Source organism: Xanthocytophaga flava, assembly GCF_030068545.1.
Lineage (GTDB): Bacteria > Bacteroidota > Bacteroidia > Cytophagales > 172606-1 > Xanthocytophaga > Xanthocytophaga flava.
Window position 1 is genome coordinate 1 of the sequence record NZ_JASJOR010000050.1, and the last position, 23,555, is coordinate 23,555.

At 41.8% G+C, this 23,555-nt stretch carries 17 protein-coding genes; 10 read left to right on the forward strand and 7 right to left on the reverse strand.

What is annotated here, in order from left to right; all coding sequences use genetic code 11:
* Positions 1 to 346 precede the first annotated feature (346 nt).
* From QNI15_RS36790 to QNI15_RS36815, 6 genes are all read left to right on the forward strand, one after another.
* A complete protein-coding gene (locus tag QNI15_RS36790; protein ID WP_314036986.1) occupies positions 347 to 2,134 on the forward strand; it encodes a T9SS-dependent choice-of-anchor J family protein in 1,788 nt (595 codons plus the stop codon).
* Positions 2,135 to 2,164: 30 nt separating this feature from the next.
* Positions 2,165 to 3,235 carry a FecR family protein gene (locus QNI15_RS36795; protein ID WP_314036988.1) on the forward strand — a complete coding sequence of 357 codons (1,071 nt, stop codon included), beginning with the start codon at positions 2,165 to 2,167 and terminating at the stop codon, positions 3,233 to 3,235.
* A gap of 177 nt (positions 3,236 to 3,412) precedes the next feature.
* A complete protein-coding gene (locus QNI15_RS36800) occupies positions 3,413 to 7,066 on the forward strand; it encodes a SusC/RagA family TonB-linked outer membrane protein (RefSeq protein ID WP_314036990.1) in 3,654 nt (1,217 codons plus the stop codon).
* 21 nt (positions 7,067 to 7,087) lie between these two features.
* A complete protein-coding gene (locus tag QNI15_RS36805) occupies positions 7,088 to 8,554 on the forward strand; it encodes a RagB/SusD family nutrient uptake outer membrane protein (protein ID WP_314036992.1) in 1,467 nt (488 codons plus the stop codon).
* Between the two features lie 30 nt (positions 8,555 to 8,584).
* On the forward strand, positions 8,585 to 9,937 hold the full coding sequence (locus QNI15_RS36810) for a zinc-binding metallopeptidase (RefSeq protein ID WP_314036994.1): 1,353 nt from the start codon (positions 8,585 to 8,587) through the stop codon (positions 9,935 to 9,937).
* Between the two features lie 20 nt (positions 9,938 to 9,957).
* A complete protein-coding gene (locus QNI15_RS36815) occupies positions 9,958 to 11,292 on the forward strand; it encodes a DUF4302 domain-containing protein (protein WP_314036996.1) in 1,335 nt (444 codons plus the stop codon).
* 820 nt (positions 11,293 to 12,112) lie between these two features.
* On the opposite strand, the gene QNI15_RS36820 is transcribed toward QNI15_RS36815, so the two are convergent.
* The 4 genes from QNI15_RS36820 to QNI15_RS36835 all read right to left on the reverse strand — a co-directional run bounded on the left by QNI15_RS36820 (position 12,113) and on the right by QNI15_RS36835 (position 14,409).
* Positions 12,113 to 12,550: a hypothetical protein gene (locus tag QNI15_RS36820; protein ID WP_314036998.1), complete on the reverse strand. Its 438-nt coding sequence runs from the start codon at positions 12,548 to 12,550 to the stop codon at positions 12,113 to 12,115.
* Between the two features lie 76 nt (positions 12,551 to 12,626).
* Entirely contained in the window at positions 12,627 to 13,106 is a 480-nt protein-coding gene (locus tag QNI15_RS36825; protein WP_313998766.1) for a hypothetical protein, read from the reverse strand.
* A gap of 75 nt (positions 13,107 to 13,181) precedes the next feature.
* A complete protein-coding gene (locus QNI15_RS36830) occupies positions 13,182 to 13,688 on the reverse strand; it encodes a hypothetical protein (RefSeq protein ID WP_314037000.1) in 507 nt (168 codons plus the stop codon).
* A gap of 217 nt (positions 13,689 to 13,905) precedes the next feature.
* Entirely contained in the window at positions 13,906 to 14,409 is a 504-nt protein-coding gene (locus tag QNI15_RS36835) for a hypothetical protein (protein WP_314037002.1), read from the reverse strand.
* Between the two features lie 489 nt (positions 14,410 to 14,898).
* On the opposite strand from QNI15_RS36835, the gene QNI15_RS36840 reads away from it, so the two are divergent.
* Both QNI15_RS36840 and QNI15_RS36845 read left to right on the forward strand, forming a co-directional pair.
* Positions 14,899 to 15,039 carry a hypothetical protein gene (locus QNI15_RS36840; RefSeq protein WP_314037004.1) on the forward strand — a complete coding sequence of 47 codons (141 nt, stop codon included), beginning with the start codon at positions 14,899 to 14,901 and terminating at the stop codon, positions 15,037 to 15,039.
* A gap of 66 nt (positions 15,040 to 15,105) precedes the next feature.
* On the forward strand, positions 15,106 to 15,528 hold the full coding sequence (locus tag QNI15_RS36845; protein WP_314037006.1) for a hypothetical protein: 423 nt from the start codon (positions 15,106 to 15,108) through the stop codon (positions 15,526 to 15,528).
* A gap of 558 nt (positions 15,529 to 16,086) precedes the next feature.
* On the opposite strand, the gene QNI15_RS36850 is transcribed toward QNI15_RS36845, so the two are convergent.
* Positions 16,087 to 17,220: an alkene reductase gene (locus tag QNI15_RS36850; protein WP_314037008.1), complete on the reverse strand. Its 1,134-nt coding sequence runs from the start codon at positions 17,218 to 17,220 to the stop codon at positions 16,087 to 16,089.
* 156 nt (positions 17,221 to 17,376) lie between these two features.
* On the opposite strand from QNI15_RS36850, the gene QNI15_RS36855 reads away from it, so the two are divergent.
* On the forward strand, positions 17,377 to 17,799 hold the full coding sequence (locus QNI15_RS36855; RefSeq protein ID WP_314037010.1) for a winged helix-turn-helix transcriptional regulator: 423 nt from the start codon (positions 17,377 to 17,379) through the stop codon (positions 17,797 to 17,799).
* Positions 17,800 to 18,056: 257 nt separating this feature from the next.
* On the opposite strand, the gene QNI15_RS36860 is transcribed toward QNI15_RS36855, so the two are convergent.
* A complete protein-coding gene (locus tag QNI15_RS36860) occupies positions 18,057 to 21,191 on the reverse strand; it encodes an outer membrane protein assembly factor BamB family protein (RefSeq protein ID WP_314037012.1) in 3,135 nt (1,044 codons plus the stop codon).
* An 831-nt stretch (positions 21,192 to 22,022) separates the two neighbouring features.
* Between QNI15_RS36860 and QNI15_RS36865 the strand changes: the two genes are divergently transcribed.
* On the forward strand, positions 22,023 to 22,448 hold the full coding sequence (locus QNI15_RS36865; protein WP_314037014.1) for a hypothetical protein: 426 nt from the start codon (positions 22,023 to 22,025) through the stop codon (positions 22,446 to 22,448).
* Positions 22,449 to 22,579: 131 nt separating this feature from the next.
* On the opposite strand, the gene QNI15_RS36870 is transcribed toward QNI15_RS36865, so the two are convergent.
* Complete coding sequence (locus QNI15_RS36870) at positions 22,580 to 23,212, reverse strand: hypothetical protein (RefSeq protein ID WP_314037016.1); 633 nt, start codon at positions 23,210 to 23,212, stop codon at positions 22,580 to 22,582.
* Positions 23,213 to 23,555 lie beyond the last annotated feature (343 nt).

The window sequence follows — 23,555 nt, forward strand, 5'->3', positions numbered from 1 at the left end:
CAATCTTGAACTGTTGGCTCATTAGCAAAGTATGAACCGTAGAAAAGAGGGTTTGTATTTTCGTTTCCATACTTACTTAACCCAATACTTAACTCTTAAGTTGACAGCATTGAGCGGACGCTGCGTTTGAAATAGGCACGGGTGAATACCCGCACCAGAAACTTTCTTTGTTTCTAGAAAAGATATGGGTAGAAAAGATATGGGACATGATAAGGGTAGAACGTACATATTCCAGGCAAGTCCCCTATCCGCTTCAAAAATCTTTTAAAAATAATTCAACTTCTTTTAAGGGGTGGCTAACGGTTTCCTGTCTTAAGGCAAATTCTAGCATAAGCCTTACCATTCTATGTCGAAACTCTACCTAGCCTATTTAGTAATCCCCCTTTGTATTGTATCCCTGTTCTATTCAACTGCTCAGGCTCAGAACGTTACCTTTTATGAAAACTTTGATAATACCAAAATAGGCGAATTGCCTACTGGATGGACGTATTATCAGTCTGGAGGGAGTAATCCGGATAGTCACTGGATGGTCTCGACCAAAGACATGTTCGGATCAAAATTAGCCTGGAGTAACTGGGGAGATGATGCGCTGGCAGGTGATATTGATGAAGATTGGCTCATTACCCCTAAAATCACTCCTAAAAACGGCGATTTCCTTATCTTTGACGCTTCTCAGGTATTTGTCGACACAGTTTTCGGATCAAAATATCATGTATTGCTATCCACAAAATCCAATGCACCAGGAGATTTTACAGATACACTGGCCAGTTATACAGAAGAGGAATTTCCGGGATATGAAGAAACGTTATTCCTTGACTTGAAAGGATATTACAACAAGCCCATTTACATAGCTTTTGTTCATGAAAACAGCTCCGCAGACTGGCATAATGTAGATGACTGGTACCTGGACAATGTCTGGGTCCGCCCTAAACAACAGGCCGACTTTTATCAGCACGAAATCTATAGTCAGACCACGGATGTACTCCCCTTAAAATATGTAGGAACAGGCGTGATTGTTGGGATTAAACTAACCATTGTTGGAGATTACGATCTGGCCAACCTTACCTCCCTGACGTTCGCTAAAAAAGGCACGATTGATCCTGCCCAGATCACCAGTGCCTCTCTATATTCTACTGGGCAGGATTCGTTTATTAGCACCATTGATGAGGAAAATAGTATCCAGGGGGAGCTTTTTGGAACCGTTGCTACACCTGACAACACCTTTGAGATCAAGGGCAGTATGCAGTTGCCTGTAGGAGACAACTATTTCTGGTTGTTCTACAAGATCAACCCAGCGTATGCCCCCAACTATCCTTACGAGGACGCAAGTGTTGTCTTTACAAAGGTAGAGGTCAATGGCCAGCAACATGTCCTTACGCCCCCTGAAAAAACAGTGGCAAGGCCTATTGTAGAGTCGTCGCCTGCAAATGACAGTATCCAGCATGCCATAGAACTGTTACCCGTTGGGGGCAGATATGGTTCGTACAATACGCGGGCTCAACCGGAACCTGCATTCGAAAGTTTAGCCTATTGTGCACCGGAAGGGTATTTTGATGTATCCAATTCCATCTGGTGGTATTTTAAGGCTCCCTCTGATGGCTATATGACAATTGATCTTTCGGAGACTGATTTTAATACCATCTTATTGATTCTGGATAAGAATTTTGATCAGTTTGCCTGCAACGATAATATTTCACAGGAACAGCTGCAATCTAAAATCGTCGGCTATGAAGTCAAAGCAGGCCAGGAGTTTTATATCCGGGTAACCGGTGCAGGTACCCCCAATGATCCGAATGGGCCGTCTGGTATAGTGGTATTGGATTTCAACTTTACCAATGCTCCGCTGGGAACAGATGATTCGCATTACAACTGGGGTACACTTTCTGCTCCTTATCCTAATCCCTCGCATGGTAAAACCTATATCGATTTTGACGTAAAACAACCTTCCAAAATCAGTTTTGAGGTCGTAAATCTGGTAGGGGCATCGGTTTGGACTAGCAAGGAAAATACGTATGCGCCAGGAGTCAAACACATCGTACCGATAGACACTTCAGACTTGCCTGCCGGCACCTACATTTTGCATATCAAAGGAGATTCCATTCATGCAAGCCGAAAGCTGATTATAACCCGCTAACAAGATTATAGTCTGATAACAAACAGATTGATGCAAGAAAACGAACAAGAACAGAAGTGGTATCTGGCAGCCAAATACCTGACCAGCGGTTTAGACCAAGAAGACCAACCGGAATGGGAGGCGTTGAAAGACGATGCCCAGTTTCAGGAAGAGTTTGCCAGGCTTCGCAAACACTGGCACACCTTCGAAACCCTGCCCTATCAGCAGATTGACATCGCAGATGGATGGGATGCGGTTTGGAATCGGGTGAAAGAAAAAGAAAAAACCCAAAGAAAGTTTTCAGTCCCTGCCTTCGTACGCTATGCAGCCGTGATTGTGCTTACACTGGTTTCATCCTTTTTGCTTTGGCAATGGATGGGAAATACCCAATCGCAATCGGGAGCAGAGGATGTATTGACTACGATTGAAGCACCAACCGGATCAACCTCCCTGGTCACCTTACCCGATCACTCAAAGGTGTGGTTGAATGCAGGCAGCAAGATCTCCTTTACTAAAAATTATGGCGTCACCAACCGCAATATAAACCTGGAGGGAGAAGCCTTTTTCGATGTGATTAAAAGAGAGGTTGCCTTTCAGGTACATACACAGGCCCAGGATATTACCGTCTTAGGTACCGCCTTCAATGTAAAGGCCTATAGTGATGATCAAAAGGTGGTTACCACACTGGTCAGAGGCTCCCTGAAAGTAAAGCCTAAGGCAAGTGCGGCGAAAGAATATCTGTTGAAACCAGGGGAAAAGCTGGCTATATGGAACGACAAACTACGCATGGGCTTACCCGCTGGCGAACTTCAAACACAAATTGACACAGAAGTCGAAACCGGCTGGAAAGACGGATGGCTGGCTGTACGGGGAGAATCACTGGATGAGCTGGCCCGAAAGATTGAAAGGCTGCATGATGTAAAGATCATTTTTGAAACAGAACAGCTCAAGCAGTACCGGTTTAGTGGAAGAATTAAACAGTTAAGCCTGGAGCAGGTATTGAAAGCCATGGCCTTAACTTCTCCAATTGATTTTGTGATTCAGGAAAAAACTGTAACCCTCAAAGAAAATACGTCTACCCGATCCAAGTATCGTTCACTGGAAAATGTGCAAACCAAGTAATTACCTAAACTCAATGCCGATGATCAAAGCTTACTTTCTGACTATCTGACACTTTACTAAAAAACAAAGGCTCAAAAGATGGGGCAACATCTTCTGAGCCAAATGGACTGTAAACAGTCTGCCTCGTGCACACAGCAAGAACAGAATTCCTATTGTTTAACCCATCCTCCTAAAAATATGAAAAAAATAAAATACGACCAAGCGTCGGCCTGGTCAGTATTGCAAAAACTACGCGTATTTATGAAACTCTGGTTCTTTTTGCTGACCCCTTTGGGAATCCTTCTTGCCTCGCCTGCCAAGACGCAAACACTTACGATGGAGCTGAAAAATGTGCCGCTTCGGCAAGCACTCCTCCAGGTGGAAAAGAAAAGTGGCTACTCGTTTTTCTATAACGATTCCTTTGCAGACCTGGATAAACCCATCTCCATTCAGGTACAAAATGAATCCATCAAAAACGTACTGGAAATCCTGTTGACGCCCACCAACCTTTCGTACAAGTTTATGGACGGCAAGCTGATTGTGATTGCCCCCAAAAGCTTGATTACCCCCAAAAGTTCGCTGGAAAAGGTTACGATAAAAGGCGTGGTCACCGGTGCAAGCGACAAACAACCATTACCCGCTGTGACTGTCTCCATCAAGGGACAGCCCAAAGGAACCACAACCAATGCCAACGGGGAATATACCATTGAAGCAGAGACAGGCCAGACGCTTGTATTTTCATTTATCGGATACAATACCCAGGAAGTACTGGTTGGCAATAAAACCAAAATTGATATTGCTCTGGAAGCCGCTACGACCCTGTTAAACGAAGTTACGGTGGTTTCTACTGGCTACCAGGATATTGAAAAAAGACTTTTCACCGGATCGGTAGTCAAACTCGACGGAGCGGAGGTAAAGACAGCCGGCACAACGGATGTAGGCAGAATGCTACAGGGACGGGCAGCAGGCGTTTCGGTACAGAATGTGTCAGGAACATTTGGTGCAGCCCCCAAAATACGAGTCAGAGGGGCCACGTCCATTAATGGCGATAATAAGCCCTTGTGGGTGATTGACGGGGTCATTCTGGAAGATGTGGTGAATGTATCTACCGAACAGCTGACTACTGGTGATGCAAGCACCTTGATTGGCTCCTCCGTGGCAGGCTTAAATTCAGATGATATCGAAAGTATCAGTATTCTGAAAGATGCCTCCGCCACTGCCCTATATGGGGCTAGGGCTAAAGATGGGGTAATTGTCATCAAAACCAAAAAAGGTCAGCAAGGCAAACCTCAATTTACCTATACCGGAAATTTTTCCACGTATCTGAAACCCACCTATAACAGTTTCAACATCATGAACTCAGTAGACCAGATGTCGGTCTATGCAGAGATGGAACGTAAAGGCCTGCTCAATCACTCCGATCTTTCTAAAACTCCCAATGGTGGGGTATACAAAAAGATGTATGACATCATCAACCAGAATTATGACGAAACCACCGGGGAGTACGAACTGATTAACGACGATGCATCCAGACGAAAATTTCTCCAGCGATACGCATTGGCTAATACAGACTGGTTTGATGTGTTGTTCAAAAATTCATTTGTACAGGAACACTCCCTTGGATTTTCGTCCGGAACCGAAGCCGCCCAATTTTATTTTTCGGGAAGTTATTACGATGACAAAGGCTGGACCATCGCCGACAAGGTAAAACGATACACGGCCAATGCCCGGGGCGTGTTCAAACTAAATGACAAGCTCACTATTGGCATTATTACGTCCGGATCTGTACGTGACCAGCATGCACCAGGTACGGTTACCCGGCTGGCAAACATGGTTGAAGGCAGCTACGACCGGGACTTTGACATTAACCCGTTTAGCTATGCCATCAACACCAGTCGTGTCCTTACCCCGTACAATCAGAAAGGCCAACTGGAATATTTTACCCGCAACTACGCACCTTTCAACATTATCAATGAGATCAATCAGAATTACATTGACCTCAACCAGCTGGACATGCGGATACAGGGTGAACTCGGATACAAGCTGGGCAAAGGAGTGAAATACGATTTTTTAGGGGCGGTCCGCTATGTTAAAAACACGACAGAACATAAGGTAGAGGAAAATTCCAATATGGCCGAAGCCTACCGGGCAAACGGTTCGCAATCGATCCGTATCGGCAATAAGTTTTTATACTACAACCCGGATTATCCCAATCTGGACCCGGTCATTGTACTTCCTCAAGGAGGTTTTTACAACCGGACTGATGATCAGATGGTCAGCTATTATTTTAAAAATCAATTCAGCTGGAGCTATGTTTTTAACACCCTTCATACGATAAACATGGTGGCAGGTCAGGAGATCCGGCAGGTGGACCGGCAGAATTCCTTTAATAACGGCTATGGCTATCAGTATGGAAAAGGCGGCGTTGCCTATACCGATTATCTGGCCATTAAACAGCTTCTGGAGGGGAATTTTAACTACTATGGTATGAGTAATACTTACGATCGGTATGCGAGTTTTTATGCGGGTGGCACCTACTCATTCAAAGAAAAATACATTGCAAACGGAACGATCCGGATGGATGGCTCCAACAAACTCGGTGCCTCTAAAACCGCACGATGGCTGCCTACGTGGAATATCAGTGGGGCATGGAATCTGGATACAGAGGATTTCCTGCACGACCTTACGGCGATTAACGTGCTGACCCTGAAAGCAGGCTATGGGCTTACAGCAAATGCCGGGAATGCGACCAACTCTTCGGTGGTTTACCGAAGTGGTACCACCCGGAGACCTTACCTGAACGAAACGGAATCCCAGATCGGGATTGAAAGTCTGGAGAATTCGGACCTTACCTGGGAAAAACAATATGAAACCAATATAGGTCTAAATCTTGGACTCTTCAACAGGCTTACTATCACCGCCGATTATTACAGGAGAAGACAGTTTGATCTGATTGGGGTTATCAAAACATCCGGTATCGGTGGAGAAGCGTATAAGGCAGTCAATTATGCCGATATGAAATCGCATGGGGTGGATCTGTCTATAGGTGGCACGGTACTGAAGGGGACCCACTGGAGCTGGAACAGTACGTTTATTTTCAGTCAGAATAAGAATAAGATTACCGACCTTAAAAATCAACCCCGGATCATCGACCTGGTCTTTCCGGATGGAGGAGCCAAAGAGGGATATCCGGTCAGAAGTTTGTTCTCAGTGGATTTTAAAGGATTAGATCCCAACTCCGGCATTCCGCTATTTACGGATCATACCGGAGAAAAAAGTTCGAATGTGTACCTGCAAAGCACGTCTACCCAATACCTGAAATACGAAGGTCCCATTGATCCGCCCATTACGGGAGGGTTTTCAAACATCTTTACGTATAAAAACCTGACGTTAAACGTATTCCTGGCTTACCAAACCGGCAATAAGATCCGGCTTAATCCGGCTTTTAAAAGCTACTATACAGATCTGGATGCCACACCAAAGGAATTCAACGACCGGTGGCTGGTACCAGGTGATGAGCAGGTTACTCCTATTCCTTCTATTCTGGATGCAGTTACCTTACAACAACTTGGCGCGGTTTATCCTTACAATACCTATAACTATTCCACCGCACGAACAGCGGATGGTACCTTTATCCGATTACGTACGGTGTCGCTGATGTATACGCTTCCAGAGCGGTTACTGCGGGGATTTTCTATAAAAAATGCTTCCCTGGGAATAACCGGAACCAATTTGTTGCTTCTCTATTCGGACAAAAAACTATATGGACAAGATCCAGAATTCTTTGCCTCGGGTGGGGTGGCCCTGCCAGTAGCCAAACAAATAACGGCTACGCTTAAATTGAATTTTTGATACCATGCAATAATATATCTCATGCAACGATATTTAGGATTTATTTTTACTCTACTTCTTCTGACGGGTTGCGAAGATTTTCTTTCGAAAGAACCCGACAACCGGGCTAACCTGGATTCAAAAGAGAAAATAGCAGAACTGCTGGTGACAGCCTATCCGGAAGCAAACTATGCCGCCTTTTGTGAGGCTATGTCTGACAATGCGGAGGACAACCCTCAGGGCCAGATACAACCTATCAATTCAGACGCGTACTTCTGGCGGGATCACTCGACAACGGATCAGGATTCTCCGGAATATTACTGGAATGCCTGTTATGCAGCTATTGCCGCCTCCAACCATGCGCTACGTGCCATCCGGACGGCTCCGGATTCTATGGCTATGCAGGCATTAAAGGGAGAAGCCTTAGTGGCAAGAGCCTATTCTCATTTTATGCTGGTGAATTTGTTTGCTCAGACCTATGATTCTGCTACGGCCTCAACCAACCCAGGCATCCCGTATGTAACAGAGCCTGAAACGGTATCTTTTAAAACCTATAAGAGAGTCAGCGTAAAGGAGGTCTATAACCGGATCGAAAGAGATCTGCTGGATGGATTACCGTTGATTAATGATCAGGCCTATCAGACAAACGGCGGATCAAGCTCGGGTGTACCGAAATATCATTTTACAAAGGCCGCTTCCCACGCGTTTGCTTCCCGGTTTTATCTGTTCAAAAAGGAGTATACGAAAGTTATTGAGCATGCCAATCAGGTATTCATACAACAGGATATCAAAACACTATTAAGACCCTGGAATTCAACCTATAGAGGATACTCTGCCCAGGAGCTGTCCCTCAACTATACCAAATCCAGTGAAAAGGCAAATCTTCTATTGTGTGAGACAGCTTCTAACTGGGCACGATCCTTCCTGGGAAACAGATATTCTACAGGCCTTCAGAGATACCGGGAAATATTCAACACACAAAGTATGGTGGGCATGTATTCCTATTCTGTTTTACGATATCCTTCTCAAGCCTATGTTATTAATAAATTCAGGGAGCATTTTGTCAGAGTAGGCACCAATGCCAACACGGGCTTCATTTATACAATGCTTCCCCTTATTTCTGCCGAAGAGGTGTTGTTCAACCGGGCTGAAGCACATGCCATGCTCTTTCATTTCAATGAATCACTGGCCGATATCAATATATGGGTTAGTACAAGGGTCACCAATTATGATCCTGCGGTACATACTATAACGTTCAATAAGCTATACAATTACTACCAGAAAAATGTAAACCAGCAAGCTATTGTAGCGGGTATCCTGGATTTTCGCAGGGTAGAATTCCTCCACGAAGGGCTGCGGTGGTTTGATGTGTTGCGACACAAGCTTCCGGTCAGGCACACCACTGCGGATGGACAAATCCTTGATCTTTCTCCAACGGATCCCAGAAGAGTAATTCAGCTTCCTGTACAAGCCATCGCTTCAGGCGGTTTAGAACCCAATCCAAGATAAGTTCATTCAAAAAATTCAATCACCTGACGTATGCGTTATAGAAATAGTATTTTCCTGGTCCTCTTCCTTTTTATTGTTTCCTGCAATAAAGCAGATAAGCTTGACCCTTCCAGAGCGGATTATGTTACCAACGATCAAACCAATCCTCCTACCGAACTGGATACCTGGTTGTATAATTCGTTTACACTACCGTATAATATTCAGGTAAAGTACAGGTGGGATGCCTCTGAAACTCCTATTAGTAAGATTCTGGTTCCACCCGCTCCCACTAAAGTGTTGCCGGTCATGGATGTCGTAAAAAAGGTCTGGATTGATCCGTATGTAAGCATTGCCGGTGAAAACTTTATTAAAAAGTACTGCCCCAAGCAGTTTGTATTAACCGGGAGTGCCAGCTACAACCCGGATGGCACCTTTACGCTGGGCACAGCCGAAGGAGGCCGGAAGATTGTTTTATATGTGGTGAATGATTTTGTAAAGACTGATCATTACTCGGTAACGGAAATGATCCATACCATTGAACATGAGTTTGCACACATCCTGCATCAGAACATTTCATATCCCGGAGAATTCAAAGAATTAACCACCGGCCTATATACGCCAAACTGGGGATTTGTTTCACTCAGTCAGGCAAGAGCACAGGGATTTATTACCTCCTATGCCATGTTGTCTCCAGATGAGGATTTTGTGGAAATGATTTCGATGATGCTGGTGGAAGGAAAAAAAGGATATGAAGGCATTCTGGATTGCCAGACTACAGCGGCCTCCAGGCAAATCCTTCGAAAGAAAGAAGAACTGGTTGTCAGGTATTTCAGAGAGGCGTATAACATTGATTTTTACCAGCTTCAAACCAAGGTACAGGAGGCCATACAAGCCATTGCCCCGCCAGAGAACGAAGGAGAGGAACTGCCGCCTGTATTTGATATCTGGGGACTGGACAAACAGAATAAGGCGATCCGGTTTGACCTGACGACGATGAACGAACCTGCTTCGTTTGTCAGCCGGTATACGTATGACAATGCCCGCCTCCATGCGGTAGGTTTAAACCTGGATTACTCCTTTAAGCTTGTGTATATAGGGGAAGAGGAAGTAGCCCTGAAGCTGTATTATTCTAAACCCGATAGTGAGCCACGGGAATACTTTGAAGCCACCTTCTATTTCTTTGTTACTAAAAAGCCAAACGGTACAGTTACACTGGAGTTTTATAACTCGGATGAAAATGGAGCGTACCTCAATGAGCAGCTCGGCGCGAATGATATTCTTGATTTTTTTGCCAATCAGACCTTTACCATTAACTGGCTGCCTTCCTGTGGCACCACTCAGTATGTAGGGTTTTATCCTGTAAAATCGCCTGGCAACTACTGTTTTGGTGTTCCCGGTAATTAATTAACCTTAGACATAACATCATGATTCATAAGCACTCTCTTTTATTCCACCTATTCCTTACAGTTTTTGTATGTGGATTTTTGCTCTCGTGCGAGAAAGAATATAACTCTATCTACGATCAATCGCCCGATGAACGGTTACGAAAGACATTGGATGCCTACAATGATTTACTCTTATCGGCTCCACATGGCTGGAAAGGCACCCTGAAGACTAAGCTTGGACCTGTATTCTTTTATTACTTCGACTTTCACACTGAAGGCAAAGTAACCATGTTAGCTGATTTTAACCAGACTACCGCCGGCACCGCAGCCGAAGGAACCTGGGTACTGAAGGCATTGCAACGCCCAACCCTTAGCTTTGATACCTACTCGTATATTCACTTGCCGGCAGATCCCAACGGGAACGTCAACGGAGGGGACAACGGATCAGGCTTGCTGTCTGACTTTCAGTTTGCCATAGTCAGCACTGCCGGAGACAGCATTGTATTGGAAGGGATACAAAATAAATCCAGCATCACCCTTACCAAGGTGACCCAGCCGGAGGCTGACCAGCTAACCAGTGGGCAGATGAAAAACATGCTTCAATACGTGGCAAGCCATAAAGGTCTGCGTTTGATGCTGCCCGATAAGACAACGATTCCGTTAGCGATCAGTACCCTGACTAAAACGATAGCTTCCCAATACCTCTCCGCAGATGGATCAGAGATAGAGGAGTTTACTACGCCATTTACATTTTCCCCATCCGGCATTACCTTAACAACTGCGTTTACCATAGCCGGAGCTAGTTTCAAAGAACTACACTGGGACGTGGATAAACAGGAATTTTATGTAGATACCACACGCAGGATTATTAATGACAACTCGCTTTTCATTCTTACTCCCAGCATTCCCCTTTCCAGTACGCTGGGATCGAAGTATGCTTTTTTCCAAGTTCCTGAAAATACCGATTTCTATCCGTTACTGGGGCAGTCGAATGAGTTTCTATCGCTGTACAGTCAGGCCAGAGAAAGTATGCTTGCCGGTGATTATAAACTGACGCTCAAGCAGATGAACTTTGTATTTAAACCCTCCACGCATACACTGCTGATAGATGTTTATGTCACGCAAAATGGAAACCTGTTTTTGGGTCAGTATATGTATACATATGAGTTGAATGAGGCGGGTATTTTCAAGTTTACGTTTAATCAGGCAAACGACGTTGCGTGGGCTATTCAGGGTGATCTGTCAGCGTTACTCAGTTATATTGACAATGACACTTTTACTGTGAAATATATTGGCGGTGCCCATCAGTTGCTGGGAGGAATGTTTAGTCAGGAAAATACAAACTTTTCTTTCTCAGGTTACTTAGGTAACTAACATGGGTGATCCTGAATGTGGGATGTGAGTTTGTTTTACAAAACCAGCGTTTATGCTTTTGAACAGAGTATAGACGCTGGTTTTTCTTCTTCTTATCGTTACGTGTTATCACCAACGACCTATTTCCTACTGTAATCTCTCTGGCTGAGTTGGTTTAAAGTCCAGCGCATTTCTCTTCTTATCACCTTTCCCTAGTTTGGTTTATTGTCTCTTACATCACTCTTCTTGTGGCCTCTTACTTTTTTGCTTGTCCAAAAAAGTAAGCAAAAAAGGACACTTTTCTCCGATCCTCCCCCCCACTGGCCAAAGGCCAACCTCGCGGAGAAAAGATTGCCAGCGCACCTACACGACCACACACGATTGAAGTTTCCTTTGCTCTCTTTGTACCAAAATTTGTCTGCATCTTCACAAAGGATTTGAGACAGGATAAAGGGGCTTTCATTTATCTTGTCCCATAACTTTTTCAATTTTGCAGCTTTTAGGGGATAATCTCTTTTTTGTGCCATTACTCCCTTCCTGTCCTCCTGAAAGGATCTTGTGGCAAGACCGGCGGCCTTTCCGAATGGTGATATTTTTCACTCTCAAAAACCAAGCAAGGCTCTATTTGTCACGAGATCCTTTCAGGAGGACAGGGAGAGTGTTTTCTTCTTTATTTACAAACCATGTTTCTGAAAAAGTTATGGGACAGGATAAGGGGCTTTCCTGGTGGCAGAAAGAAGGCTAACACACAGCTACAACGATTCGCGATTGAAGGCATCGTTGCTCTCTTTGTAGCTTTTTTCTTTGAATACAAAGGATTCAAGATACGATTTTCAATACCCTATCCTTCGCTGAATAAGGAGTCAAGTCCCCCTTTTCGATAATCATAAGCAGCATTAAGAAAGCCTTTAAAGGTATTGATATTGATTCCTTTGACTGTTTTTCGATTGACATAAATTGTTGTATCACGCGTTTTGTTTAAGATAAAACGCGTTTTTATGATTGTATCTTCTGAACAGTATTTATCGATCATGACATACCTGTTATCTCTTGACATCATAAAATTATCTATTTCAACTTCATCAGACATATATGAAAAATCAAATGTCTCCTCATGCAATAATTCATCATTTACCTCTATTTGCAAATGATCTCCATTTTCTCCATATCCTAAGCCAATATAGATACACTCTTCATCTTCCTTTGTCAGGAAGAACCAGATAATGACAATTCCCATAATGGCAAATACCAGAAGGATTAGTTTGTTGCGTCTCTTCATGTTACCTGGATTTCCTTTACTACTATAAAGGAGTAAAAATTGAACAGCAGTGAATCTGAACGGTAGCTTTCGTTGTTTAGTAAAGTTTCTGAAAGCTGGCCTCTTCCAACCATTGCAGTAACCTCTCTCTGTGTTCGATCTGGGAAGGAACCCAGATCACATCTTTCCTGTTTTTAGTCCGAAGTGAAACAGGTAGGGATTTGTTAAAAATGAGAATATCCCCATTTTTTTCCTGTTTATAGTTAGCTTCCTCCCATTTGACAAACACATAGTCTTCGAAGGGCTCAATCTTCTCTATTCCTCTTTCATCCAGAATTAAACGATAGGACACGCCTGTCTCTTTAGCCGCCTTTCGGGCAATATAAAACGAAAGCAAAACAAGCATCGTACTTACAGGTCTGAGTATAGAAAAAACTTCATTGTCAGGCACTGTTAGCCATAAAAGAATAGCAATTGCCCCAATAAGAGAAAGAACTAGAACCAGCTTTCTGTTAAATCGTTTTTTAAATTCAGGCAGGCTTTCTTTTTTTATTCGCAATTCCGTTTTACTTATCATAGTCAAGGTGGATAAAGAGGATATAAGTTCTTTTGCAAGTAGACTAATGCAAGTAGTCTAACTTCTGGCTAAACCTTATTTTACCAATTGTTTACTGCCATATTCTACTTTTTTAGCATCCAGGATCTGAAGCAAAGCCTCTTTGTCTTCAATTTCATTTGGTATTCTGATCACACCAATCCCCATAAACCATCTGATAAAACCGGGAACTGATGTATCAATAACCCAGATCTCGTCCTTTTTCTGAGAATAATCCATGCCTGCCCAACTTATAAAACTGTAATTTACCCCATAACCTATGTGTTCAATGCCTTTCTCATTCACAATGAATCGGTATGTCTTTATTTCTTTCGTTATTTGACCATTTACATACAGACTAAGTAGTAAAAGGAATATAGTTACTGGGACACCTATAACCAAGGTTGGGAGCAGGTCTTCTGAATATGCTACTGCCATAATCAGCCAGATAACTAAAAGAATACCAGGTAAATAAAACATCTTTTGATAAAATAGACGTTTAAAACGTTTTCTTACAGACGGGTAAAGCTCTGGGTTAATCCTAAATTCTATTATTTGTTGCATATGGGATAGTCTTTATTCTTTTTCGCCTTTATTCTAAAAGCTCTTTCCTCCCTTCATTGGTGTTATTTACCAACGACCACTTCCCCAACCAGCTTTCTAGTAAATCGTTTTTTGAATGCAGGCAGGCTTTCTTTTTTTATTCGCAATTCCGTTTTATGTATCATAGTCAAGGTGGATAAAGAGGATAGAAAACTGTAGTTTAACTTCTGGCTAAACCTTATTTTACCAATTGTTTACTGCCATATTCTACCTTTTTAGCATCCAGGATCTGAAGCAAAGCCTCCCTATCCTCAATTTCGTTTGGTATGATAATGACACCATTCCAGGTAAACCATCTGATAAAGCTGGAAACAGAGGTATCAATAACCCAAATCTCTTCCTCTTTTTCAAAATAATCCATATCTACCCATTCTATAAATTTGAAATTTACTCCAGCTCCTATGTGCTCAATTCCCTTATCATTTACAATAAACCGATAGGTAATTAGTTCTTTTTTTATCTGTCTATTTGTCACAAACGTTAAAAGTGTAAATGGTAAACAAAAGACAACCCCATAAAAGAATGGTATTAAATCTCCAAAGCGTATCACACTGATAATGAGCCAGATCAATAGAAGGAATCCTGGAAAATAATAAATCTTTTGATTACCTCTTCGTTTAAATCTCTTTTTAACAGAGGGGTAAAGTTCTGGGTTGATTCTGAATTCTATTATTTGTTGCATATGGGATAGTCATTATTCTTTTTCGCCTTTACTCTTTCAAGAAATTGTTTACTGTATACCAGGGATTAATTAGAGTGAGCCAATTGTTTATAAGCGTATTATTTTTTCCAATTACTGAAGGCATATATATACCTCCAGTATAAATAAATCTATTTTACCAGAGTAATATACTAAGAAATCGCTCTTTTCCATGTATTTTTTTTACCAATTTATTTCCTACACCCTATGCAGATCCAGTTGGAGAGAACGAGTGGAAAAGTGGTATTTTTGCAAACATGAAAACTCACCCAGGCAGCAGTTGGACAGTTGGAAAGAGCTTGCGCTTGATTACAAGACAGTTGAGTCACTAACGGCTGAGGTAAATCTGGTTAACTCCTCGGCCAGGATCGGGGTCAGCTTTGATGACCTGACTGTGACAACAGAGCTGCCAGTGATTGTACAGGAGAATCACAGAGTTTATCCCGCTTTTTCAGCGGGAATCCATGGGGCTTGAATCTGATAGGTATTGAAACACAAGGTAGTCCCAATCATGAGTTGCAGTATAATGACAAGGAGAAACAGGAAGAGTTTGGACTGAACTGGATGGATTATGTAGCCAGAATGTATCTGGCTACCTCTGTATTAAAATAAATTTTTTTAAGAAATACTTGCAACCTTTTGTGTTTTTCATGGGTCATATAAAAAAACGATAAAAACATGAAACACCTGTTATTCGTGGCTATACTTTTAGCCTTCACTCAATGTAGTACAAATTCTGTTTCACCAGTAGAAAAATATTCCAGTACAAACCTGGTTGGACGCTGGGTATGGGTAAAATCCACAGGAGGATTTGCAGGTACCACGTATACTCCCGAATCTACAAACACAACAATGGAACTGGAGTTTACATCTGATTCCCATAAGCGTGTTTATAAAAATGGTCAGTTGATTTCAGACCTTACTTATCACATTGTACAAGATACTAGTATGTATACAGGGAAACCAGGCCCTCTGATTGAGTATGATCAGGAAGGACAAAGAGTAAGCTATGATTTTGAGAAGGGAGACTTAATTCTAGCAGACGAATGCTATGATTGTTTTGTGAGTCGGTATACTCATAAAGCATCTGGTAGTGATTAAACTATAGAAGATTCTTTCAAACAGCTATACATTTTTATTTACTCACTAAATAAGACATATTTTATTTAGTGAGTTTTTTGTTTATACACAAAAGATATCATAAAACTCTTCTTTTTTGAGTGAACGTAAGCGTCCGGCTTATCTGGTTCCATAACTTTTCTGGAAATGAGTCCAGTAGACAAAGAGAAAGCACCAGTTCCTGTCCTCCTGAAAGGAACTGGTGGCAAGACCGGCGGCCGATGGATTTAGAATGTGTTTTTCTCTCAGAAAGGAAACATGGCTCTATTTGTCACAAGATTCTTTCAGAAGGACAGCAAGGGGATTCCTCTCAGAAGGACACAGTGGATGTCCCTTTCAGGAGGACAGGAAGAGTGTTTTGTTTTCCCGTCGTTTACATCTTTCCGATCATTACCCTCCCGTCGTTGGTGTTATTCACCAACGACCTGCTTCCCACCATTCATAATGGTGATAACACGCAAACTGGGAAGGAATAACATCTTTCGCTTAAAATCCAGCCTGACCATGTATCTGGATAAGTACCTATTATTCGGCCTTCACCTAGTCTGATTGTGCCATAGCCCCATTATATAGTGCTCTCGGGTAATCGGCGTAGCCGTTTTCTCCACCCGTATAATACGTTTCCTGATTGCCTTCCGCTAGTGGCAGGTTATGCTGAAAGCGTTCTACCAGATCCGGGTTGGCAATAAAGGGAGTACCAAAAGATACCAGGTCGGCTGTGCCTTCCCTTAGAATGGCATTGCCACTTTCCTGTGTAAAACCCAGGTTCACCATGAGTCTGCCCCTGTAGTTCCGACGAAAATGACTGAAATAATCATCCTGTAATATCGCTACAGGTGTACCGGTTAAATCTTCTGCCGGACCCACAATCTGCAGATACGCCAGGTTGTACTCACTTAGCTTTCTGAGGATATACTGAAATATGGGTATCGTTTCTTCATCTGGCGTGATGATGCCCACATGGCTGAGTGCTACAGGCGTAAACTTAATGGCTACGCGTGTATTATCCCAAACTTCCAGGATGGCCTCCAGAATCTCAAAAATAATACGGGCACGATTTTCAATGCTGCCCCCATACGCATCGGTACGGTGGTTGGTAGCCAGACTTAAAAATTGCGGAATCAGCATTCCTACCTGTGCGTGGATTTCCACCCCGTCAAACCCTGCTTCCTTCGCATTTTTAGCTGCCTGCTTATAATCCTGTATCGTCTGTTTGATTTCCGCAACGGTGAACTCGCGGGGTGTGAGTGAGTCTTTGAAGCCCTCAGGCGTAAACGAACGTGTCTGCGGGTTAATGGCCGAAGGTCCGGCTGGCAACTCACCCCCGAAGAAATCCGGGTGGGACACCGAGCCAACATGTCCGAGCTGGGAGAAGATCAAACCACCGTTGGCATGTACAGCCTGGGTTACCAGCTTCCATCCTTCAACTTGCTCCTGGGTATAGATACCGGGTACATTGATAAAACCGATAGACTTGGCACTCACCCAGGTGCCTTCACTTAGAATTAATCCTGCTGATGCGCGCTGGGCATAATACTCGGCCATGAGAGGCGTAGGAACAAGGCCTGCATTGGTGGCACGTCCGCGGGTGAGTGAGGCCATTACGACCCGGTTCTTCAATGTCAAGTCACCTAGCTGGTATTCTTCTAACAGAGGTTGTGCTGTATTTTTCATTATCTTTTCCGTTGTTTTTTTAAGCAAACTTCGGACTTAGGCAGCAGCAGCACAATATGGGAGAAACTTATGGTATAGGGATAAATTTATCCCCTATACTCAATTGAGATATAATCCTTATTTTTGAGTAAAGTTAACAGCATACGTAAAGCTCCCATGTACGAAAGAAAGATTCCTCTAACGATAGATTGTGGCCTGCACCTGACCCGAGAGGTGCTGAACGGCAAATGGAAACCGGCCCTTTTGAAAGCTATTTCGCTGGATATAAAGCGGCCAAGTCAGATGCTGCGCCTGTTACCCGATGCCACCCGCAGGGTGCTGAACGTGCAGCTTAAGGAACTGGAGATGCATGGTATGGTAGAGAAAAAGATTTTCCCTCAATTACCGCCTAAGGTAGAGTATTCCTTAACAGCGATCGGTTGGTCCCTGATGCCTATTATTGATGCGATGGATCAGTGGGGAGATGCCAACCGCAGCTTTTTGGAAACAGTCATCACCCAGGACCCCAAAATTACACAAACGGCAAAGTCAGCCTGCCTGGCTTACGGGCAGATAACTATCGAACGCAAAACCGGTTAAGGTTTTCAGTGATCTTCTGCCTAACCGTTGGAAAAAGTAAGGGCAGACCATTTCATCTAATTCGGACGAATACTTTTCATTGAGTTGAAGCGTATTTATTGCTTTCTAGTATTTCGAAAACTTCTTTTTAGGGATAAAATCAGAAACTGTTTGGGAAAACTTACTACCAAGGTAATTTTACGGTTTCCCATACAACACATCGTTTGAATCTGCGTATGAGATATTTGGTTACGCTGGTTAAGTTTCCCCGTAATTTCTTAGTGCTTTAACACCTTTCCAGTAATTATCTTTTCTCCGTAAGCCAGCTTGATGATATACATCCCCCCCTGAAGTGAACTCATATCTAGTTCATGGCTAAATTCTTCCTGGTTTTTCACGAATCGGTATGTTAGAACTGCCTCGCCCATTCCATTTAATAAAACAAATTCCATTGGACCATACCAATCGTTCTTTAAAGAAACATCTAATTTATTTAATGTAGGATTAGGAAAGGTACGTATGACATCCATTGTGTCTGTTTTTACTACAATTGTAATCAATGCACTACTGTGCATTGAAATGTTTTTCTCCTCAGTTACTGAGACTGTTAAAAAATAGGAATCCCCACTACTTGACAAAGCAACAGAATCATTCACTGAAAGGATACCTGACTTTTTATCAATGATGAAAGCATTCGCTAAATTCCCGGCAGTTATGCTAAAAGCCAATGAAGCGTTCTCCTCATCGGTGGCAATTACCTTTCCAACCATCTGTCCTTTGGAACTGTTTGCAAGTACTTCAAATCGTTGAGCGATGATTTGTGGGGGTGTATTGGTAATGGGTTGAGGTGTATAAAAATACCGATATACGAAGCCTTCTTTTTTATAAGCCGAATGGTGAAAATTGCCTCCTATCCAAATTTCGCCATTCGCAATCAGTTCCGCACAAACGGCAGCATTTTCATCACCATAAGCACTTTCCCTTTGAATCCAGTCAACTATCTGTCCAAGCTTGTTCAAACGACAAATCAATACAGATTTGGTTTTTCGAGCGTTTATAGAATAGCCCACTATGGTAATGTAACCAGAAGGATCAAATACCATATCTATTGCTTCACTTTGGTAGTTGATATCTGTTTCCGTAAATGTCCAAACTTCTTCTCCGGTTAAAATATCAAGTTTGGAGACGTGTAATAATGTGTCGGAACCAACGTTGACTTTCCCAACTAAATATATGAAGGTTTCTTCCCCGGCAATCATTTTTTTGACCTTAAAACCAGTATAATCCTTCTTCCACTTTATCTTGTTGGTGTTATAATCATATAGGTAAACCTTGCTACTGTCGAGGTAATCTCCTGCCACCACAAAACGTTGACCAGAAACAGACAAAACATCCTTTACTTGCTGAAATGGAATAGAAGGTGTCTTAAGCGTTTGGTAAGAAAGCGTATAAAAAGTGGTAGTAGGTAGAGATAACCGTTTGATGTCATCGACCTGAAATACGAGCAAGGTATTTCCATTCAAAGGCTTCATTACTGGAGTATCCCGACCATTTTCCCAAAAAAAGCTATTTTCTATTCTTACTGGATTATCGGACCATTGCAGAAGGTATACGTCTGATCCAGTGTTAAACTGGGCAGGTACTTTATAGAAAATATGCGTATTTTCCGATGCATTTACAATCTGAAGAGGGCTTGAACTCTCTCCTAACATATAGCCATTTTCCCCAGTATAGGTTGTTTTAAAATTACCCAGTGTATCTAAACGGTAAAAAACGGCACTGGCAGGATTAATTGTGTCGGTTGCAAGACCAGATACGTTTAAGTAGCCATCTGTCCCTGGGACCAAATCGACTCCAGTCACTTTGAAGTTCCTCAAAAGTGTCTTTGACCACAGTAACTTAAAATCCCGGTCATACATTTCCACGTTTAAAAGTCGCCCAACCTCTTTCAAAACAGCAACTTTAGAGGCCGATACCTTTTTGATAGCAACGGTTTTGGAAGCATAATAAACAGTATCTCCATCTATATATGTGCGCTTTTGTATTTTTCCACTATCTGGGTCTAATTGTACCATTGTCAAAATACTACCATTGTAGCCAAATTTGCCATCATTTGGGTGGTAATAATATCCCTGTAAATTACCGATGAAATAAGGTTTATCATTAACAACCAAACTGGCAATCCCTACACTGTTAAAGTCATACTTGGAAGAATCCTCGATAATGGTACTTTCGTACAACTTCTGACCCGTCCTGCCTGCAAGTTTAGTAATTCCCCATGTAGCAGGAGAATAGTCGCCACTATTATAATACCCTGTTAAATAAACATCTCCTGACGAATCCAAATCCAACGAAAGCGCGGCTTGCTCGGAGAATTTACCGTTATAACCAGAAGCACCAAAATCTTCAAAATCGGTTTTACTTTCCCACTGGACTACACCTGTGAGCCGATTGAGGCGGGTAGTTTGCATCATATAGCTCCCCCCACCTGTATAAATATGTTTCCATGTAACGAATAAGTCATCACCAGCGAATTTAGCATCCGAGTAACTCACTTCATAGGTATCCGTTGCAGTAGCCCATTTTATGTCACCTGATGCGGTATCTATGCGTGCGACAATACCACGGTCAGAAGAATAGTCTTTCTGGCTGCCAAATACCAGGATTGCATCTCCATCCAGCTGAATGCGGCTAATTATTCCCAAATACTTACCAGTTGGGGATTTTAAATTAACCTTCCAGATGGTATTACTCAAATCAGATGCTCTTCTTTTAATTAAAGAATTTCCAGAAGCAATGAAAACGTTACGGCTTGAATCTACTGCCATTATTCCCAAGCTTTCGCTTCCCCGATGAGTGGAAATTGTTTGGCCGTTTGTTTTATCTAGCAGGGCTAAGGAATAACTTATAGACCTGTTGTCTTTAGTGTCATAATAAGTGATCAACACGGATTGACCATAATCCACTAAATCAGTAATCTCAGCATTTGAGGGGTTGGTTTCAAACTGAGGGCTTTTCCAGAGTATTTGACCGGTTTGGTTATCCAGTTTTATAACTTCGTAAGTGCGATAATAGGAATATCCATTTGCAAAAATAGCATAAATTTGTTGATCAGAACCGATAATCATTTTTAAAACCCGTCCTTGTCCTATTTGAATAACTGTATAGAGGTTAGTTTTCCAAATAATAGCACCAGATGTGTCAATTTTCCACACAGCGGTTAAAGTTGAACGTGTCCTACCCCCAATAAGTATGTTATATTTGTCTCTAATCACACGCATTCCCCACTCGGTAGGCTTAACTCTTTCTACATCAGAAAAATAGTGCTCCTGAAATGTTTGCGCTTGACTAATAATGCTAATGCATAAAGTTAAAATTGATAAAACGTAACGGAAAAGTGTAGAAGTTTGCATGCTTTAGAAATGAAAATAAATAGATAATTGACTGTCATCAGGTTTGTCAGTTCAGCACCCGTTACAACTGCCGGAAAGGGAATATAAGCTTCCAGTATCGATTCTGCTGTATCTGTGCTATGAGAAACATTCACTTGTTGCAAATAATTAACAGATACTTGAGGCTGGTTGGAACAATTGGAAAGTTATTCGATCTTGATTTCATGAAAACATCAGGTTGATTGCTTTGATTGGCACTCTACAGTATAGGCAATTGTCATAAGATAAAAGGTATATAGGAAAGGGCTTGCTCCACTACGTCTTCCTTAGTTGGATTACGAGTGGCGATTTCAGCTTGGTTTGCATTTGGGTTTTCTGGGTAATTAAACTATACTGGCGCCGTTGGGATAGGGGCCATTCCTATTGAAAGTTCATACAAAGCCTGTAGTTCTTCTATACTTTCATCCGAAAAAATCTCTGGCTCCCATAATCAGTAATTCCTCTATAAACATGATTTAAATATCTTGATGATAATCCTGTTGTGTTTTTGGCCCGTCTACCATTCAAATACGGTATAGAACAAACATTCGCGGATATAGTATGTAGATAGCTTAAACGATTATCTTCAACAAAAATAAAGACACAGTTTGAATTTTCCTACAGGATCATCCCGCACCCGGCAGGCTGATTGAACGGTATAGGAAGAAGAACCAAATACTAACCATGAAAAGAGCTAAATAATAACTTAACAAAAGAGGAAGTTTACTTAAGCCATCTGTTTGATCAGCTACTACAGTTTTCATTACTATACACCACTCTGACATCTATTTAAATGCTCATATAACTATTCACATGGTTAAACAAATAATACATCAACAGAAATATATATCAATTCTCACTGCATCAATTGCATATCTTATCTATGGCGTTATTAGTGGTCCGAAAAACGAAGGGAACTATATCTTGAATGGCAATAAGCTGTTTATAGATAGAAATGAGTTTTATGTTCTCCTGGTGGTAGGATGTCTGTTTAGTTCATTTGCTATCTGGATACTTACTAAAGCCAGCCTTACCCTCTCTCAGATTGAACAAGGGATTAGTTTTAAAAGAATACAATTATTTATTCTACCTGCTTTGATAAATATCATTGGAACCCTAATCTATGTATTATTGGAAAACGACAACTATGATATCCTGTTTTGGTTAGTAGCTTCTAGTCCTTATCTGCTTACAAGTTTATGGACTGCAAATCGGTTAAGGAAGCTATGTAGTTTATGATCTTTACTTTCCTCCCGTCGTTGGTGTTATTCACCAACGACCGCTTTCCCACCCTTCATGATAGTGATGACACGCAACATGAGGAGGAAAGTGTAGGAATAGAGTAGAGCCAATAAAGTATTTTAGTATTTTTATTTCTTATGTGTCTCCTCCCAGTAAATCGGAGTTATATTCCACTTATCAGTTTTCCCTGCATCAATTACATAATACCCTGGCTGGAAGGACACTTCATCGATGTCATCTACATATATATTTTTTACCAGCAAATACATTACTTCTTTTGTATTCTCATTTTTGAATTCAATCAGAAGTGTAAAGGGATATCCTTTATATGAAAAGGTTAAGAATTGAATATTCCCAGTTAGAAGATAAGTATACAGATCTTTTATAGGGATATCTGTTTGAGGATTATTAGGATCTGGAATTTTTAATACGGTATCACTGGCATGTTGATAAGCACGAGTCTCCAGGTAGGTGGCAAGTTTACGATAGGTAGGCAACTTTCTGGCTAGTCTTTTGTTACTCCTAACTCCATCCATATACTGTTTCAGAATCTGCTCTCCACTCAACCCATTAAGCGCCCCATTATCTATTTCATACTGTATATGTTTTGTTGAATCTCTTTTTTCAAAATAATATACCTTAAGAGAATAACCTTTCATGCTGGGAATGGGGTGGTTAGCTTTTCTGTTCTTTTTTTCTGTTGGTACTGCAAAAAAGAAGATTACTTCTCCCTGAGAATCACAAAATTGTTTAATTCTCAAAGATTTTATAGGGCCAGGTTGACCCATGCTATATCTAACTGACAAAAAGGATAAGATTAGAAACAATCCTGCCGGGAACCATAATCGATGTAAAAGCATACTATCTCTTAGTATTTTAGAGTATGTTTAAACTTTGAGAAAGGGTATCAGTTGCACAGAGTATAAGCGACCAAACTCAATCAATATGCAAACTAATTTTACAGCGCTGACTGATTGAAGCGTATCTGCTTCGTACAATGACAATTTATCGAACAAATTTTAAAGAAAAAACCCAAGCTAAACATTCTTTACGCTCAGTAGCCAATAAATGGTTACGACCGGTTTGTTGACAGGAGAATAAGCT

Excerpts from the sequence above, each read along its gene's own strand:
- QNI15_RS36790 (WP_314036986.1), top strand. The coding sequence starts at position 347 with ATGTCGAAACTCTACCTAGCCTATTTAGTAATCCCCCTTTGTATTGTA.
- QNI15_RS36795 (WP_314036988.1), top strand. The coding sequence starts at position 2,165 with ATGCAAGAAAACGAACAAGAACAGAAGTGGTATCTGGCAGCCAAATAC.
- QNI15_RS36800 (WP_314036990.1), top strand. The coding sequence starts at position 3,413 with ATGAAAAAAATAAAATACGACCAAGCGTCGGCCTGGTCAGTATTGCAA.
- QNI15_RS36805 (WP_314036992.1), top strand. The coding sequence starts at position 7,088 with ATGCAACGATATTTAGGATTTATTTTTACTCTACTTCTTCTGACGGGT.
- QNI15_RS36810 (WP_314036994.1), top strand. The coding sequence starts at position 8,585 with ATGCGTTATAGAAATAGTATTTTCCTGGTCCTCTTCCTTTTTATTGTT.
- QNI15_RS36815 (WP_314036996.1), top strand. The coding sequence starts at position 9,958 with ATGATTCATAAGCACTCTCTTTTATTCCACCTATTCCTTACAGTTTTT.
- QNI15_RS36820 (WP_314036998.1), bottom strand. The coding sequence starts at position 12,550 with ATGAAGAGACGCAACAAACTAATCCTTCTGGTATTTGCCATTATGGGA.
- QNI15_RS36825 (WP_313998766.1), bottom strand. The coding sequence starts at position 13,106 with ATGATAAGTAAAACGGAATTGCGAATAAAAAAAGAAAGCCTGCCTGAA.
- QNI15_RS36830 (WP_314037000.1), bottom strand. The coding sequence starts at position 13,688 with ATGCAACAAATAATAGAATTTAGGATTAACCCAGAGCTTTACCCGTCT.
- QNI15_RS36835 (WP_314037002.1), bottom strand. The coding sequence starts at position 14,409 with ATGCAACAAATAATAGAATTCAGAATCAACCCAGAACTTTACCCCTCT.
- QNI15_RS36845 (WP_314037006.1), top strand. The coding sequence starts at position 15,106 with ATGAAACACCTGTTATTCGTGGCTATACTTTTAGCCTTCACTCAATGT.
- QNI15_RS36850 (WP_314037008.1), bottom strand. The coding sequence starts at position 17,220 with ATGAAAAATACAGCACAACCTCTGTTAGAAGAATACCAGCTAGGTGAC.
- QNI15_RS36855 (WP_314037010.1), top strand. The coding sequence starts at position 17,377 with ATGTACGAAAGAAAGATTCCTCTAACGATAGATTGTGGCCTGCACCTG.
- QNI15_RS36860 (WP_314037012.1), bottom strand. The coding sequence starts at position 21,191 with ATGCAAACTTCTACACTTTTCCGTTACGTTTTATCAATTTTAACTTTA.
- QNI15_RS36865 (WP_314037014.1), top strand. The coding sequence starts at position 22,023 with ATGGTTAAACAAATAATACATCAACAGAAATATATATCAATTCTCACT.